This is a genomic window from Microcoleus sp. B4-D4 (assembly GCF_036705185.1).
In the GTDB taxonomy this organism is placed as follows: Bacteria; Cyanobacteriota; Cyanobacteriia; order Cyanobacteriales; family Microcoleaceae; genus Microcoleus.
In genome coordinates, this window is sequence record NZ_JAUBTX010000002.1 from 291,199 (window position 1) to 306,296 (window position 15,098).

Annotated in this window: 12 protein-coding genes and 1 pseudogene; 9 read left to right on the plus strand and 4 right to left on the minus strand. The window is 44.9% G+C overall.

Going from position 1 to position 15,098, the window contains the following annotated elements; genetic code table 11:
* Positions 1-120: 120 nt before the first annotated feature.
* Entirely contained in the window at positions 121-2,667 is a 2,547-nt protein-coding gene (locus QUB13_RS02945; RefSeq protein ID WP_333113421.1) for a mannose-1-phosphate guanyltransferase, read from the minus strand.
* A 571-nt stretch (positions 2,668-3,238) separates the two neighbouring features.
* Between QUB13_RS02945 and QUB13_RS02950 the strand changes: the two genes are divergently transcribed.
* Positions 3,239-3,436, plus strand: a complete 198-nt coding sequence (locus tag QUB13_RS02950; RefSeq protein ID WP_194070129.1) for a hypothetical protein — start codon at positions 3,239-3,241, stop codon at positions 3,434-3,436.
* A gap of 7 nt (positions 3,437-3,443) precedes the next feature.
* Positions 3,444-4,181 carry a class I SAM-dependent methyltransferase gene (locus tag QUB13_RS02955; RefSeq protein WP_194010509.1) on the plus strand — a complete coding sequence of 246 codons (738 nt, stop codon included), beginning with the start codon at positions 3,444-3,446 and terminating at the stop codon, positions 4,179-4,181.
* Between the two features lie 171 nt (positions 4,182-4,352).
* On the opposite strand, the pseudogene QUB13_RS02960 reads toward QUB13_RS02955, so the two are convergent.
* Positions 4,353-4,622 (minus strand): annotated as a pseudogene (locus QUB13_RS02960) (transposase); the annotation flags it as partial.
* A 414-nt stretch (positions 4,623-5,036) separates the two neighbouring features.
* Between QUB13_RS02960 and QUB13_RS02965 the strand changes: the two are divergent.
* Positions 5,037-7,535 (plus strand): glycosyltransferase family 2 protein, encoded by a 2,499-nt coding sequence (locus QUB13_RS02965; RefSeq protein ID WP_333378799.1) that lies wholly within the window; start codon positions 5,037-5,039, stop codon positions 7,533-7,535.
* Between the two features lie 78 nt (positions 7,536-7,613).
* Here QUB13_RS02965 and QUB13_RS02970 read toward each other — a convergent pair whose 3' ends face one another.
* Together QUB13_RS02970 and QUB13_RS02975 are read right to left on the minus strand one after the other, a co-directional pair.
* The gene (locus tag QUB13_RS02970; RefSeq protein WP_333378906.1) at positions 7,614-7,913 is read right to left on the minus strand and encodes a XisI protein; all 300 of its coding nucleotides are present in this window, start codon (positions 7,911-7,913) and stop codon (positions 7,614-7,616) included.
* A 359-nt stretch (positions 7,914-8,272) separates the two neighbouring features.
* Complete coding sequence (locus tag QUB13_RS02975; RefSeq protein ID WP_333378801.1) at positions 8,273-9,706, minus strand: ABC transporter substrate-binding protein; 1,434 nt, start codon at positions 9,704-9,706, stop codon at positions 8,273-8,275.
* Between the two features lie 456 nt (positions 9,707-10,162).
* Between QUB13_RS02975 and QUB13_RS02980 the strand changes: the two genes are divergently transcribed.
* The 6 genes from QUB13_RS02980 to QUB13_RS03010 all read left to right on the plus strand — a co-directional run bounded on the left by QUB13_RS02980 (position 10,163) and on the right by QUB13_RS03010 (position 15,095).
* Positions 10,163-11,077, plus strand: coding sequence for a COX15/CtaA family protein (locus QUB13_RS02980; protein ID WP_333378803.1), 915 nt, complete (start codon positions 10,163-10,165; stop codon positions 11,075-11,077).
* A 174-nt stretch (positions 11,078-11,251) separates the two neighbouring features.
* A complete protein-coding gene (locus QUB13_RS02985) occupies positions 11,252-12,229 on the plus strand; it encodes a heme o synthase (protein WP_333378805.1) in 978 nt (325 codons plus the stop codon).
* Positions 12,230-12,341: 112 nt separating this feature from the next.
* Positions 12,342-12,587, plus strand: a complete 246-nt coding sequence (locus QUB13_RS02990; protein WP_106147687.1) for a DUF433 domain-containing protein — start codon at positions 12,342-12,344, stop codon at positions 12,585-12,587.
* A complete protein-coding gene (locus tag QUB13_RS02995) occupies positions 12,587-12,943 on the plus strand; it encodes a DUF5615 family PIN-like protein (protein WP_333378809.1) in 357 nt (118 codons plus the stop codon). Before QUB13_RS02990 ends, QUB13_RS02995 begins: the two co-directional genes overlap by 1 nt.
* A gap of 402 nt (positions 12,944-13,345) precedes the next feature.
* The gene (locus QUB13_RS03000) at positions 13,346-13,930 is read left to right on the plus strand and encodes a hypothetical protein (RefSeq protein WP_333378811.1); all 585 of its coding nucleotides are present in this window, start codon (positions 13,346-13,348) and stop codon (positions 13,928-13,930) included.
* A 280-nt stretch (positions 13,931-14,210) separates the two neighbouring features.
* A complete protein-coding gene (locus QUB13_RS03010; protein ID WP_333378814.1) occupies positions 14,211-15,095 on the plus strand; it encodes a hypothetical protein in 885 nt (294 codons plus the stop codon).
* Positions 15,096-15,098 lie beyond the last annotated feature (3 nt).

Genomic DNA, 15,098 nt, shown 5'->3' on the forward strand with positions numbered 1-15,098 from the left:
ATCTTGTCTGTTAATTTTTCTGCGCTATTGGCTATTAGTTGTTACCAATTCCTAATTCCCAATTCCCAATCCCTCCGCTTCGCTCCGCCCAATTCCCAATTCCCAATTCCCAATTCCCAATTATTCATTACGACCAAAGGTATCTTGGAGAACCGCAGCCTCGGTTTGAGTGACAAAATCGTGAACGAAGGCGCGGTACTCCTTCAAAGTTTCCGATACCCAATCTCGGTCTTCGCTGTTCGCGAAGATATGAACTGTGGGTTCGCTAGCATCGGGCAAAACTAATACCCAATTGTCGTCGCTGTAGTTAAAAATCTTCACTCCATCTACTAATTCTAAACGATCGGGCGCATGAGTTTCTACTAAATGCCGCATCAGGGAACCTTTGACAGTCCAAGGACAGCGGACGCTGTAACTGCGGTGGGTGACGCGGGGAAGTTCGGCTTTGATCTGTCCGAGCGATCGCTCCTGAATCGTCATCATTTCTATCACTTTAGCAATGCAGAACATTCCGTCAAACCCCGGATGCAACTGCGGGAAAATAAAACCCATACTGCCGCTACCGCCCAAAACTACATTCGGGTTTCTGTTAGCGGCCTCCATCAAAGCCGTTGGGTTCGCCTTCGTGCGGATTACCTTGCTTTGATAGCGGCGGGCGATCGCCTCCACCGCCGAAGACGCATTCACCGGCACTACTACTGTACCTTTCGGATTAGCAGTCAGCATCAAATTTACCATCAGCGCCGTCAGCATTTCCCCACGAATCGCTATCCCAGACTCATCTACCAAAATGAGCTGTTCGCCATTGGCCGACACCTGCACCCCAAAATTAGCGCTGAGTGCTTTCACCACTCGGCCGAGTTGGTCGAGCAAATATTCCCGTTCACCGTTGCTCAGAGAAGTCTGCTTGAGACTCGCATTGAGCACCACCGCATCGCAGCCGAACTTAGCGAGCACTTGCGGTAGAATTGCCCCAGAAACCGCGTAAACGTAATCGATTACCACCTTAGTATTGCTGTAGCGTATTGCTTCAACATTCATCTGCCGCTCAAACATTCGGTTGTAAATTTCGAGAGCTTGGTTAAAGTACGACATCTCTCCAATTTCGGGAATTAGAGCTCTGCGTAAATCTTCCTTAAAATAAGCGCCCTCGATTTTTTTCTCAGCCGATTTAGTAATATTGATGCCTTTGATATCAAAGAATTCAATTAAAATGTGGTCGGAGCGATCGGGCGAAATGCGAACGTGAATCCCACCGGCAATTGAGATCGTAGATGTAACCGTGCGGGCGATCGGAATAGCCGTCGATTCCAAATTGACTACATTAATTCCCACCGACATCAAACCCGCAATCAAAGACCTCGAAACCATCCGCGAAATACTGCGCTGATCGCGAGAAACCGATACCGAAGTCCCCGGTTTCAAAGTCGAGCCGTAAGCCGCACCCAATTTCACCGCAAATTCCGGGGTAATATCCACATTGGCCAGTCCTTGAACGCCGCGCTGACCGAATAAATTTCGCTTAGCTTGTTCTCCCCAAATTAAATTTTGATTTAACAAAGCGCCGGATTCAATATTTTTGCTCGGCCAGACGCGCACGGAAGGGCCGATTTGTGCTTCTTCTCCCACGATCGACATTGAACCGACCACAGCGCCTTCGAGGATGTGGGCGCGCCTGTCTATCCGGGTACTGCGGCAAATCACGCAGGCTGTTATGTGAGCGTCTTCGCCGATAATTGCTCCGTTCCAGACGATCGGACGTTTGAGGTTAGCGTCGGCCCCTACTGTCACGTTATCTCCGATTACTGTACCCGCATCGATTTTAACTCGGGCTGCAATCCGGCAATTATTACCGATCATCGCCGGTACTTCGACGATCGCGCTATCGTCAATAAAAGTATTTTGACCTACCCAAAGCCCCGATCGAACTTCGTTGTAGTAACTCAAATCCAGCTTGACTTTTCCTCGCAGCGCGTCGTATTGAGCTTCGCGGTAAACATCCAACTGTCCGACATCGCACCAGTAACCCTCGGCCACGTAACCGTACATCGGCTCGTTTTTTTCCAGCAGCAACGGAAACAAGTCTTTCGAGAAGTCGCACTCCTGATTTGCCGGCAGGTAGTCCAAGACTTCGGGTTCTAAAATGTAGATTCCCGTATTGACGGTATCGGAGAAAATTTCGCTGCTAGAGGGCTTTTCCAGAAAGCGGCTGATGCGGTAATTTTCCTCGGTAATCACCACCCCGAATTCCATCGGGTTAGGAACGCGAGTTAAAATTAATGTGGCTTTGGATTGCTTGCGGTGGTGAAATTCGATCGCTTCTGTCAAGTCGAAGTCTGTGATGCTGTCGCCGCTAATCACCAGAAAAGTTCGATCGAGCAATTCAGCAATATTTTTGACGCAACCAGCCGTACCCAGCGGTTGGTCTTCCTCCACAGCGTAAGTCATTTGAACGCCAAACTCTGCCCCATCAGTAAAATATTCGCGCATCACATCAGGAAGGTAGTGCAGGGTAGCAATAATTTCCGTAATGTGATGCCTTTTTAGCAAATTGATAATGTGTTCTGCGATCGGGCGATTCAGAATCGGCACCATCGGTTTAGGCAAATCGCACGTTAGGGGTCTGAGCCTCGTTCCCGACCCCCCAGCCATCAGCACTGCACGCATAAAATCCTCCTTGCTTTGAAAGCTATCTACCGTCATTGTCCGCTAGAAAAAGTTTGCCTGCTGTAACCTGTGGGGCACCGCTATCAATTCTTAGTTAATTATCTTTAAGTAGTTGCACGCCTGCGAAGTCCCAAAAAGCGAAGTCGTCCCCCAACAGCAACCGAATTTCAACCGAATCAGGATTTGCCACCTCGACTTTTAGCAAAAGTCGCTTCTTGCTTGCACTCTGAAAGCTCTTTCCTGGCTGTTATAGCAACCGCGCCCGACCTTTAGGACGTTCTCAATTGCTCAAACCCTTACTGAATATTGCTTCTTCCTTCTTCCTGATGACTGATGATCGATCGCAGCGCTCGATCGAGGATACAGCACTGCTGACTGATGACTAATGACTAATGACTAATGACTTCTGCTATATTTTTAAGCTTCCCACCATCAGCGATTTTGAAGTATCTAGCTGAAGGTGGAATTGCTACGGGTATCCCTGCGCCAAGCCGTCCGATAAATGATAGATTAAGAGTAGAGCCTTGCCTCGCTAACTCAAAATCCAATCAGTCGCTTAGGGGGTTATTTCATGGAACCGTTAATTGGATTGGTGTTGCTAGTCGCTTACGGCGGCGGTATTTGGAAATTTTGGAGCGGTTTCGATCGCACTAACTTCGACAGAAATTTTGCAAACCGCATGAAACTGTCCCTGCTGTGGCCCGCGTTAATTTTTAATAAGCCTTACCGTCAAAACTTTACAAAAGCACTCAAAGGCTCTAGAAGGTAATCCAAGAATGTCTAAAAAGTCGGAGCACCCAGTTGCAGGTCAAGAGCAGACTTGGTTTGCCAAAGGAAAATCAGATAGCTGGCAAGTTTTACTGTCGCAAGTAGCCACTCGGTTCGATCGCGAATATCAAGGAGAAGCATTCGCCCTACCCGAAGAAGTCGAAGCAATGCCAATTTTCCTAGAATCAGTCGCCGGAACCCTCCAAGCAAAAACAGTATCTCCCTTCTGGAAAATTGCCAAACCTCAAAAAAACCAGCGCTGTCTAGACATTGGCTGCGGAGTCAGCTTTCTCATCTACCCTTGGCGGGAGTGGGAAGCATATTTTTACGGTCAAGAAATCAGCAGCGCCGCGCGAGACGCATTAAACGCTCGCGGCCCCCAGCTCAATTCTAAGCTGTTCAAAGGCGTAGAATGGGCCCCCGCCCACAAGTTGAATTACGAAGAGAATCAGTTCGATTTATGCCTTGCTACAGGCTTTAGCTGTTACTATCCCATAGACTATTGGAATATTGTCATGGGAGAAGTCAAGCGAGTTTTAAAACCGGGCGGTCACTTTGTATTTGATGTTCTCAACCCCAATGCACCTCTAGCAGAAGACTGGGCAATTTTGGAAACTTATCGAGCAGGGGAAGTATTTTTAGAGACAATAGAAGACTGGGAAAAACTGATAAAAGCTGCGGGCGCTAAAGTAGTAAAAAAGCAAAGCGGCGACTTATTTCAAATGTACAAAATTCAATACAATTGAGAGGTAAGAAACTCCCCAATCTTCAAAAACTATCCAACAGCTATGGGGGTTTAGAGAAACTTTCCACAAACCCTTTTTGAAGATTGGGGAGGCGATCGATCCAGGTTTCAATTTCTGCCATAGCTAACTTGTAAAGATTCACGGTCTTCTGGTTTGCGGCGATCGGAAAAATTAATTAGAAAAGCAAGCTAACAGTCGAGATAGAAAATTTTCAAAATTAACAAATCCATAGGCTTGACGCTTAATCACTTTGAGATGATTGTTGATTTCTGACCTAACACCACTCATTGTTCGGTTCAAGAAATAGTTACAAATTCCATCGATATGATTGCGAAGCATGGTTAAAGTATCACTGTAAATCGGTTGTGCTTTTTTAATCCATTCAAGCAGTGATTTTCCCCCTGTTTCCACACTATGATGACTTTCAAAAATATCTCTTAATGCTTCTTTAAATTTCTAGACAAGCTTAATCCGCTTAAATTGACTTAAAACTGTAGCCGATTTAATCCGCTCCTCTTCTTTTAAATCTACACCATTCCTCAGAACAATAAATCTGCTACCTTTGCCTTTGAGCTTGCTTTGGATTCGGATTTTATCCAATTCCTCGTTTACAAAGGAATTTTATTCTAGTTATTCGATCGCCCACAATCTAAAGGATCTGTTGCTATACTGGGCCAGGATTGGGCTTGCCGAGCAGTTTGCCACCAGCCAGCCAGTGAATTACCATTAAATTGTCAAAATGTTAAAAAATGTAAATTATAGTTAAGTGGGGTGTGTCAGTATTTTCCACGGGATTAGGAAGTGGACAGCAGAAAACCCTGACTTTTGCAGGCACGATCGGGAATTTCACATTTTATGACAACTTCAAGATTTGACCTTCAAGACTTGAAACAGCGCTTTTGGGGGATTTCGCGAATGCCAGCGGCAACCCTAGTCGTGTTGGGCGCGGTTGCTTTCGCAGGCGCGATCGCCGGAGCCTGGTTTGCCCGTGAAGGCACGGTCAGCGGCATTTTTGCCACAATCGACACTTGGCAGAAAAACCCGCCTGTGTGGCTGCAAGTACCCGCTGCGAGCAAGATGTATTTGTTATTGCCTACTGTCGTGCTAGTCTCGGCCGCTTTAGCTGCAATGAAAATTTCGCCTCAACCGCAGAAACGATCGCGGGCTGTGGTAGTTGCAATAGTTTTGGCTTTAACAATTCGCTACGTTTTGTGGCGATCGCTAGCCACCCTAAATTTAAGCGACCCCCTCAACGGTATATTTAGTTTGGGGCTGTTTTTCCTAGAAATGTTAATGGTTTTCACCACCAGCATTCAACTGTATTTAATGCTGAGAGTAAAAGATAGGTGCCGAGAAGCCGATCGCATGGCCGTTGCAGTTGCAGAGGGAAAATTTGCCCCAACAGTCGATATTTTGATTCCAACTTACAACGAACCAATTTTTATTTTGCGGCGCACAGTCATCGGCTGTCAAGCTTTAGATTATCCCAACAAAAAAGTATATTTGCTCGACGATACCAAGCGCCCAGAAATCAAATTGCTGGCAAAAAAAATGGGATGCGAGTATATAAGTAGACCCGATAATCTGCACGCCAAAGCGGGAAACATCAATCACGCCACAGCCCTAACAGATGGAGAATTAATTGTTGTTTTCGATGCCGACTTTATCCCCACTAAAAACTTTTTAACCAGAACAGTAGGCTTTTTTCAGAATCCCGAAATCGCCCTCGTTCAAACACCGCAAAGCTTTTACAACCACGATCCCATCGCCCGCAACTTAGGTTTAGAAAACGTGCTGGCCCCGGAAGAAGAAGTATTTTACAGGCAAATTGAAATAATCAAAGACAGCGCCGACAGCGTGATTTGTTGCGGTACATCTTTTGTCGTGAGACGCAGCGCCCTACAAGCGGTGGGAGGCTTTGTCACAGATTCAGTCTGCGAAGATTACTTTACCGGAATTCGGCTCTCAGCAACCGGCTACCGCTTAGTTTATTTAGATGAAAAATTAAGCGCTGGTTTGGCGGCAGAAAATATAGAGGCTCATCTAACCCAAAGGGTGCGCTGGGCGCGAGGTACGCTTCAGGCATTTTTTATTAATTCCAATCCTTTAACAATTCGCGGACTCAGATTCGTACAAAGGCTGTCTCATTTGGAAGGATTGCTGCACTGGTTTACCAGTTTAACCAGGGTTTTGTTTCTGTTGATGCCTTTAGCTTATTCGTTTTTGGGTATAATTCCTTTGCGGACAAATGCGCGGGAATTGCTGTACTTTTTCCTACCTTATTATTTGGTGCAAGTTACGGTTTTTTCTTGGCTGAACCGCAGATCGCGATCGGCTTTGCTTTCGGATGTATACTCGTTTGTTCAGTGTATTCCTTTAGCAGTAACGGTGGTGAGTGCCATGCTCAAGCCCTTTGATAAAGGGTTTAAGGTGACACCGAAAGGAATAGCGAGCGATCGCTTTAATTTCAACTGGAATTTGGGATGGCCTTTGATTGTTTTGTTCGCCGCCACAGCATTCAGTTTGTGGCACAATTTAAACATTAATTTAGTTAAAAACTGGAGCAGCGTACAGACAGTATCCGAGACTGCTGATTTGTTAAAAGGCGTGAGTTTGGGCTGGATTTGGAGCGTTTATAATCTGTTGATGCTGGGGATAGCGCTGCTGATTTTGGTGGATATTCCTAAGCCGGATATTTATGAATGGTTCAATTTGCGGAGAGTTGTACAATTGAATGTGGGCGGTGAAACTTTGTGGGGAATAACTACTGTAATTTCGGAAAGTGGCGCTGAAGTTGCTCTGACAAAGCGACCGAGTTTTGCGGTAAAAGGTAAAGAAGGTAATGAGAGTTTTGCCGCAGCAGAAATGCTCCCCAACTATGCTGTTCAAACAAGTTTATCGCAGGGTAAAATAAGAGCGATCGCTCCCACAGCAGTCAAAGCGAGAAATTGGCTTGCGCCGCCTGTTCTCAAGTTGGACACTGAGGCTAGTTTGAGAGCGTTTTTGATTGATTGCGAGTCGGCGACTCTGGAAATTATGGAAGAGAAATGTTTTATTCCTGTGGCTAAAATTGAGTTGGTTAGCGATAAATCTCAGTTGGAGTCGAGTTTTCGGGATGCTGCTGGGTGCACTGTTGCGGAATTTCCGACTGTGCGAATTGCTTTCGATCGGCTGAGTGTTAGTCAGCGCCGCTGTTTGATCGAAATGCTGTACTGTCGCCCCGGCCAGTGGAAGCGGCAGGAAACTCCGGGAGAATGGCGATCGCTGTGGCTGTTGTTGAGAATTGCTTTGAAACCGAGGGCTGTTTTTGAGAGAAACAGATCGGTTAGGGCGATCGGGGTTTCGCAAGTTTAAATCACTTTTCCTATCGAAATTTGTCTTTCTATGTCGGGCAAAATAATCTCTTCGCCCAATCGGTTACACCTAATTTACTTACCCGCAACTGAGGGCGAGATCCTCCCCTGTGCCAAAATCAGTAAACTGGCGCACCTCTGGTTCGTGGAATGCTAAAACAATATCTTCTTTAGGCACTCCCAATTCGACGAGTTGGTTCGCAATTCCGACTTCAGTACCGTCATGCTGAATCCAAATTTTCCCATTCTTGATATCAAGATGCAGAATACAGCCAAAATCGCGTTTATTTCCACGCCAACCAACATACAGAAGTTGATAATGATCTTGCTCAGTATCAAAAAGAGTTTGCACTTCGTATTCTTGCGCGTTGCGTTGTATCGAAGCGCGCGATCGCCGTTCTCAAAGCAGATGACGAATGTATTGCCTATATTGCTCTACAGCCATTGAACAATAACCTCCTGTTGCACATCATAAATTATTAATACAAATTTTTTAGCAAAGGAGGAAACGGCAATGCCGTTTCCCTACGCCCAGACAATCAAGAACACTTAATGAGAGATATAACTCTCACCCGATTAATTGTAGGGAAACGGCACTGCCGTGTCCTGATTGTGGGTAATATTAATTCCGATGCAACCGGATTTAATATAACTACTCATCTTGCAAGCATTTCTGCTTAACCGGCAATAGAACTTACTACTGAATATTATAATCTACCTTTCGCGATCGCAAATAGTTTACAAAGCGGGTAGCGGCACAAAATCGTAACCGTAACTGGTACGATTTCCGGGTTTAACAATTACTAACTGAACGGCTCGATTGCGATCGCCCGAAGGTAAAAATCGAATCGGGCCCGATGCTCCTGTTGCTGAAAAATCTGGCGCTGATAAAGCTTTTTGAATGCCTGTACGAGTCGGATCGCGCTCTAAACCGACAATTAATGCTTTTGTCGCATCGTAGGCTAAAGCCGTGCGCCAACTCACTTCTGCATTCCAAAGTTGTTTGGATGTTTGGGGAAAATTTGACTGCGCATCTGCGAGAATATGCCAAGGAACAGCCAGCACCATACCTGTGGCTGCCGCGCCGCCGACTTGCAGTGTTTTAGCAGTATAAACGCTGTCTCCTGCTAGTAATGGCAGGCGTTGGGCGTTTACTTGCACTACTTGCAAAGCTTTGTCTAGCGTGGCTGTATCGGCTGCTAATACGATCGCTTCTGCTCCTTGGGCGATCGCGCTTTTAACGCTCTCGGCAGCATTAAAATTGCCCTTAGCAAAGTCAAATTCCGATACTATTTGTCCGCCATCTCCGTAAACTGCCGTCGTAAATTCATCTTTTAAAGATTTGCTGTAACTGCTGGCAGAATTAAAAAATATCACCGCTTTTTGCTTTTGCAATTTGGTCAGCATATAGCGGGAAAGAGCATTAGCTGCAAACCTATCGCTCGGTACTGTCCGAAATATATCGCTACCAATTCCTGAAAGCTGGACTGACGTACTTGTCGGAGAAATTGCTACTAATTGATTTTGCTGGTAAATCTTGCTGGCTGCTAGGGTGGTGTCGGAACCAAAATGTCCGATTACTCCTAAAATTTCCGAGTTATTTGCCAAAGCGCTGGCAATTTGCGAAGCCATTTCTGGGTTGTTGTCGTCGTTAGCAATTAGCACTTTTAATGGAGTACCGTTAATGCCACCGCTTTGGTTGATTTCATTTTGAGCTTGAGCGACACCCCGCAGAATTTCTAAAGCGGCATTGATATCTGCACCAATGGGAACCGCTGCGGCAATTGTGTAGGATTTTCGATCGCCGATGCGGGCGTTGTTGAGGTAAATTAGTGCTTCGGGATCGTTGCGATTGGTTTTGAGCGAAGCTTGTAAATCGGAAATAGCTGCGTTATAGTTTCCAGATGCGTAAGCCTGTATTGCTGCTTGTTTGGTTGTGGTTGCTCGATCGGAAATCAACAGTTTTTGTCCGGCACTCAGACGCTGCCCAATTGCTTGCTCTGACTGCGGGGAATTGCCCGTCTGGGACTTAGAAACTGTCGGATTTTGGGGTGATGAACCTCCGAGATTGATGCCGCCGCGGCTTGTCAGCCACCAAATACCTGTGCCGGCTAGCCCGATCGTAATTAGGAGCGATAATGCTAAAACAGCGGTTTCGTTTTTTTGGGACATGGCTGCACAGTGTTATATTTTTGGTTTGAGATTCAAACGCTCAGCAAGAAGGCAGAAAGCGGGATACAACTGATATTTTATAATTTTTTTATGCTGTTTAGTCTTTGGCAAACACTTTTCAACTGGTTCTATCACAATTATTTCATCTTGTGTTTTTCTTAATTATATCTTTATTTTTCTGCGAAACTCAGGCAGCGGGAGAGTTGTCAGCGATCGAGGAGCGAGGTAAAAGATTAAAGTTTTTTGAAGTTTAGCAAAAATCCTGCAATCTTTTGTAATATAAACAGGCAAGTTGAAAAATATCTAAAGACAAACTAATTGGATAAAAGAGTCGCTAAGGTAGTAAAAATGACGGTTGGTCAGAGAAAAAGAGTGTTAAGCTCGGCTAAGCTCAGCCAAAGCAAAACCTCAATATTTAATTAAGCTCGATCGATAACAAAGGCTAAGGTAAATTTCATGGCAAACTCAATTTTAAAGGAGCCAAACGCAGCAGCAGGAGTGCAGTGGCAGCCAAAAGATATTATCCGCAGCCTAGTGTGGAAAATTGCGATCGCAACCTGGCTGTTGATGGCTGTAGGCAGCGCCACGCGCGTGATGAATGCGGGGCTCGCTTGCCCAGACTGGCCGCTGTGCTACGGTCAATTAATACCCGCAGCACAGATGAATTTGCAGGTATTTCTAGAGTGGTTTCACCGATTGGACGCAGCAGCAATTGGCTTAAGTGCGATCGCCCTTTTAGGACTCTCTGTGTTTTACCGCAGCCGCCTGCCTTCATGGGTGCCGTTTGCCAGTGCTGGGGCAGTATTTCTAATAGTTTTTCAAGGCGTATTGGGCGGCTTGACTGTAACACAACTGCTCAGATTTGACATCGTTACTGCTCATTTGGGAACCGCTTTACTGTTTTTTTGCAGCCTGCTGGCGATCGGTTTTATGCTGACACCCTACGAAGCTACAGGCAATACAGGCAAATTAGCATGGGTAAGTTCGATCGCGGCACTGTTAGTTTACCTGCAAAGCCTGCTAGGAGCGTTAGTCGGCTCCAGATGGGCGTTACATCAATGTTTGGGCTCGTCAGAATTGTGTTCGGTAATGAACAGCCACATCGCCGGCATCGTACCCGCTACTGCAGCAACTTTAGCAGTAACAGTCATGGCTTGGCGACAACCAGCACTGAATTCAAACTTGCGAAAATTAGGAAATTGGGCGAGTGTTTGTCTGATTGCTCAATTAGTTTTGGGATTGGCAACTTTCCGGCTGCACCTTCAAGTAGAACCGCTGACAGTTGCCCACCAAGCAGTCGGTGCAGCATTGCTGGGAACCTTGGTAGTTTTGAGCATTTTAGCGTGGCGCGATCGGGTTTTATCAGCTTGAAATGGGCGGGTTGATTAATCGGCGGTTGAAACCGCTCCTTGTCAAACAAAGTCCGCCTGCACAGACTAAAATGGGCGGGTTTATTAATCCTTTTACCTACAGCAAATATCTCGCGTAAAACCCGCCCCTAGGAACCAATGACAACCGACAACTAACAACTAACAATTAATCACAATGCAAGAAGTTCTTACAAACAATAGTCCCCGCCTCCACGAAAACTTTTCGCAAGTCGCAAAAAGTTACTACCAACTAACAAAACCGAGAATTATATTGCTGCTGTTAATCACCACATCAGCAGGAATGTGGATGGCTGCGAAGGGAGAAGTAGACCCGCTATTGCTGGTATCAACTATTACCGGAGGCGCTTTGGCTTCCGCGTCGGCGAATACGATTAATTGCATCTACGACAGCGACATCGACTATATCATGGAGCGCACCCGGTGGCGGCCGATTCCTTCGGGGCGTGTCAAGAAGCGGGATGCTTTGATATTTGCGATCGTCCTAGCGACAATATCCTTTACATTACTAACAGTTGTTGCCAACTTATTAGCAGCTTTGCTAGCGATGTCTGGCATCGTTTTCTACGTCTTAATTTACACCCACTGGCTGAAGCGCCACAGCGTCCAAAACATCGTCATCGGCGGTGCTGCAGGGGCGATTCCTCCCTTAGTTGGGTGGGCTGCGGTGACGGGAGATTTAAGTTGGGGTGCGTGGCTGCTGTTTGGGATTATATTCCTGTGGACACCGCCGCATTTTTGGGCTTTAGCAATGATGATTCGCGACGAATACGAGGGAGTAGGAGTACCGATGTTGCCGGTAATTGAGGGCGACGAAGAGACAGCCCGCCAAATTTGGATTTACACCTTATTGATGCTTCCTGCAACTTTGCTGCTAGTCTATCCGCTGAATTTAGCCGGCCCGGTGTATGCGGGTACTGCGATTTTCCTCGGTGCTATTTTTGCTCAAAAGGCTTGGTTGCTGTTGCAGACTCCAGAGGATAAGAACGTTGCGCGATCGCTCTTTAAATACTCTATTCTGTACCTGATGCTATTGTGTGCCGGAATCGTGGTTGATAGTTTGCCCGCGACTCACAATTTTACTGCTGCTGTTGTGCAAAATGTGCAAACTTTGATTAGTACAGTTGTGATGTAGTAATCAGTTAAATAGCAATTATTAAAATGAAGCCCGCATCTAGCGGGTTTTGTTTATGGTAAAATAGTGGTAGTGATTTAATAGGTGAAAATTCCATAGGGGCGAACCGATAATGAACTGGAAAGCATACATTCATTCAAATCCTAAAATTCTGCTTGGTAAGCCTGTAATTAAGGGAACACGAATATCTGTGGAGTTTATTCTAGGGTTATTTTCCGAAGGTTGGACTCAGCAACAAGTTCTAGAAAACTACCCAACGCTTAATCCTGAATCTATCCAAGCAGTGTTTGCTTTCGCTGCGGAGTGCCTCAAAGAAGATGTATTTTACACGCCTTTACTCTTTGCTGAGGCAAGTTAATGCGGTTTCTGGCAAATGAAAACTTTCCACTACAGAGTGTGCGACTGCTACGACAAGCGGATCTGGAAGTCGCTTCAGTAACGGAGGATTCTCCAGGAATTGAGGATTCCGAGGTTTTGGCTCGTGCGGCGGATGAGCAACGGGTGATTTTGACGTTCGATCGCGATTACGGCGAACTCATTTATCGCTTGCGGTTGCGATCGCCAAGAGGTGTCATTTATTTGCGGTTTCGTCCTCACACGCCGGAAGAACCAGCATCAATATTGTTAAATTTATTACAGACCGAAGGATTGCAATTTGAGGAATGGTTTACGGTGGTGGAGCGCGATCAAATTCGTCAACGCCCCCTACCGTAGTTTTTGCCGGAAGCAAGTAGTTGTGTCGATTGAGGCAGGCTTTGGGTGACGATCTTTGAGAGTATTGAGCTTGAAGTGGCGATCGAGAAATTAGATGGCGGCGTGAGTTTGGGGCGATAAATTGAGTTGTCCCCAGACTTCAACCACAAAGCCATGCGCGAAACTTGTCATATTGCTGATTGACAGATCTGTTTGGAAAGAAGATCCATCAAGGATAATGGGATAGGGGATTGATTGACAGCTTACCCGATAAAAAGCCGAAAAACCCAAAGTTGGAGTGATATTCAGATTATTCGGCTACCTCAGCTTTAAAGGTTCGGTTACTACGACAAAATTTTTTGTCAAGACTGATGGCGGTGCGTTAGATTAATTACATCAAGCACATCAAATATGCAAGATTATATGACGCAAGAATTATCAGAACTAATTAATAGTTCTTATTCGGAAAATGAAGCATCTAAATACGTTGAATATAGTTTAAAAGACCAAGATTATGGTTTAATAGTTGATTTAGCAAAGAATGTTTTATCGGATTTTCCAGCAATCCATAATTGCTGCGCTCCCATGAGTGCAATATGGACAGCAATGATAAGAAACTATACTGATATACCTGTTCATATGGTTGCGGGCAGCCTAGATATGAGGGGCAAGCGTATATTTGGTCATAACATGAACACTGATGATATGAGTCAAACCTTTTCTAAATCTAATTTAGATTGGGATGGTCATTGCTGGGTCGTTTTTGGTGACTGTATTGGAGATATTTCTCTATTTAGAACTGCTTACTCTGAACATACTCCAGAATGGTTGGGGGAGATGATTAGTTCTCAGTTTGGTGAGGGTCGAGGAATGCTGTTAGGAACTCCAAGCCAGTTGTTAAAGTATGGTTTGGTCTACACTCCAAGTTACGTACTCCAAGATTCAGAGATTACAGGCTTGCTTAGCTCTGTTGAATTGATAGTCAATCAGCAGAAAAGAGGTGAATGACAAGTTACTCCCATACTTTTGGGACATATTGACAGTAGCGCCCCCTACCGTAGTTATTGCCGGAGGCAAGTAGTTGTGTTCATTGAGGCAGGCTTTGGGTGACGATCGGTATGTGAAGCGCTATCCCAAGTTAATTGCTGAGGTGCTGTCACCTTCGACGCAAAAGTTCGATCGGGGTGATAAGTTTGAGGATGATCGACAGTTTGGTGCATTAAGGTTTGAGGTGATGCCCCTACCTGGGTTATGCTAGGTAGGGCGTACTTATAAAATTTGAAGGGAAATGGACTACGAAACACCAGATGAGCTAAATGAATTTTTACAAGAAGTGGTAAATAACCCATTCCATAAGCATACAAACACAGAAGCTTGGGAGCGTGAGGTTATTAAAAAAGATGGTTATTATCACACAACAGAAATTGTAAAAAAAGGAAGGGCTGATTTCAACGCAGGCTTTAAGGGTTTGACTCCACACGATCTAGTTATTATTTACTGCTACTACTATATGCAAATGCACATTGTAAGTAGCTTTCATGTCTTCAAAAAAAGTGAGTCCTTGCTTAAGGACTACATTCTCACCCCTAGTAAAAACATAGTTTTTATTGATTTTGGTTGTGGCCCACTGACTTCAGGTGTTGCTCTTGCTTGGTACTATGGAGAGCTTGACGATAAAAAGCAACAGGACTTCCATTATATAGGTATTGATAACTGTGAAGCTATGATTCGCAAAGCGAGAGAAATCAGTGTACGTCCAGGATGGATAGACTGCACTTTTGATTTTTTGAAATGCTACAAAAGCCATGATTATATATTAGAATTGCTCGATATATATCTTTCAAGTGGGAAATATCAAGACTATCTAATTGTCTTAAATTATTCATATCTGTTTGCTAGCAGTACGTTAGATGTAAGCAATCTAGCTGAGTTGGTAAAAAAAATACTAAACACCTATAAAACTCACAAAATATGCTTATTATATCAAAATCCAACCCCAAAGGATTTGAATACTAAGTGGGAGCAATTTAAAAGCTTTATTCCAGAATTATCTACAGAAGTAGTGGATAAAGAAGAAAAACTGAGATATCGTAACACTACAGGTAAAATTAAAAGTGGCAAATTAGAATTTACCGAGATAAACTACTTATATTTTGAAACACTTGTAAGATAATAA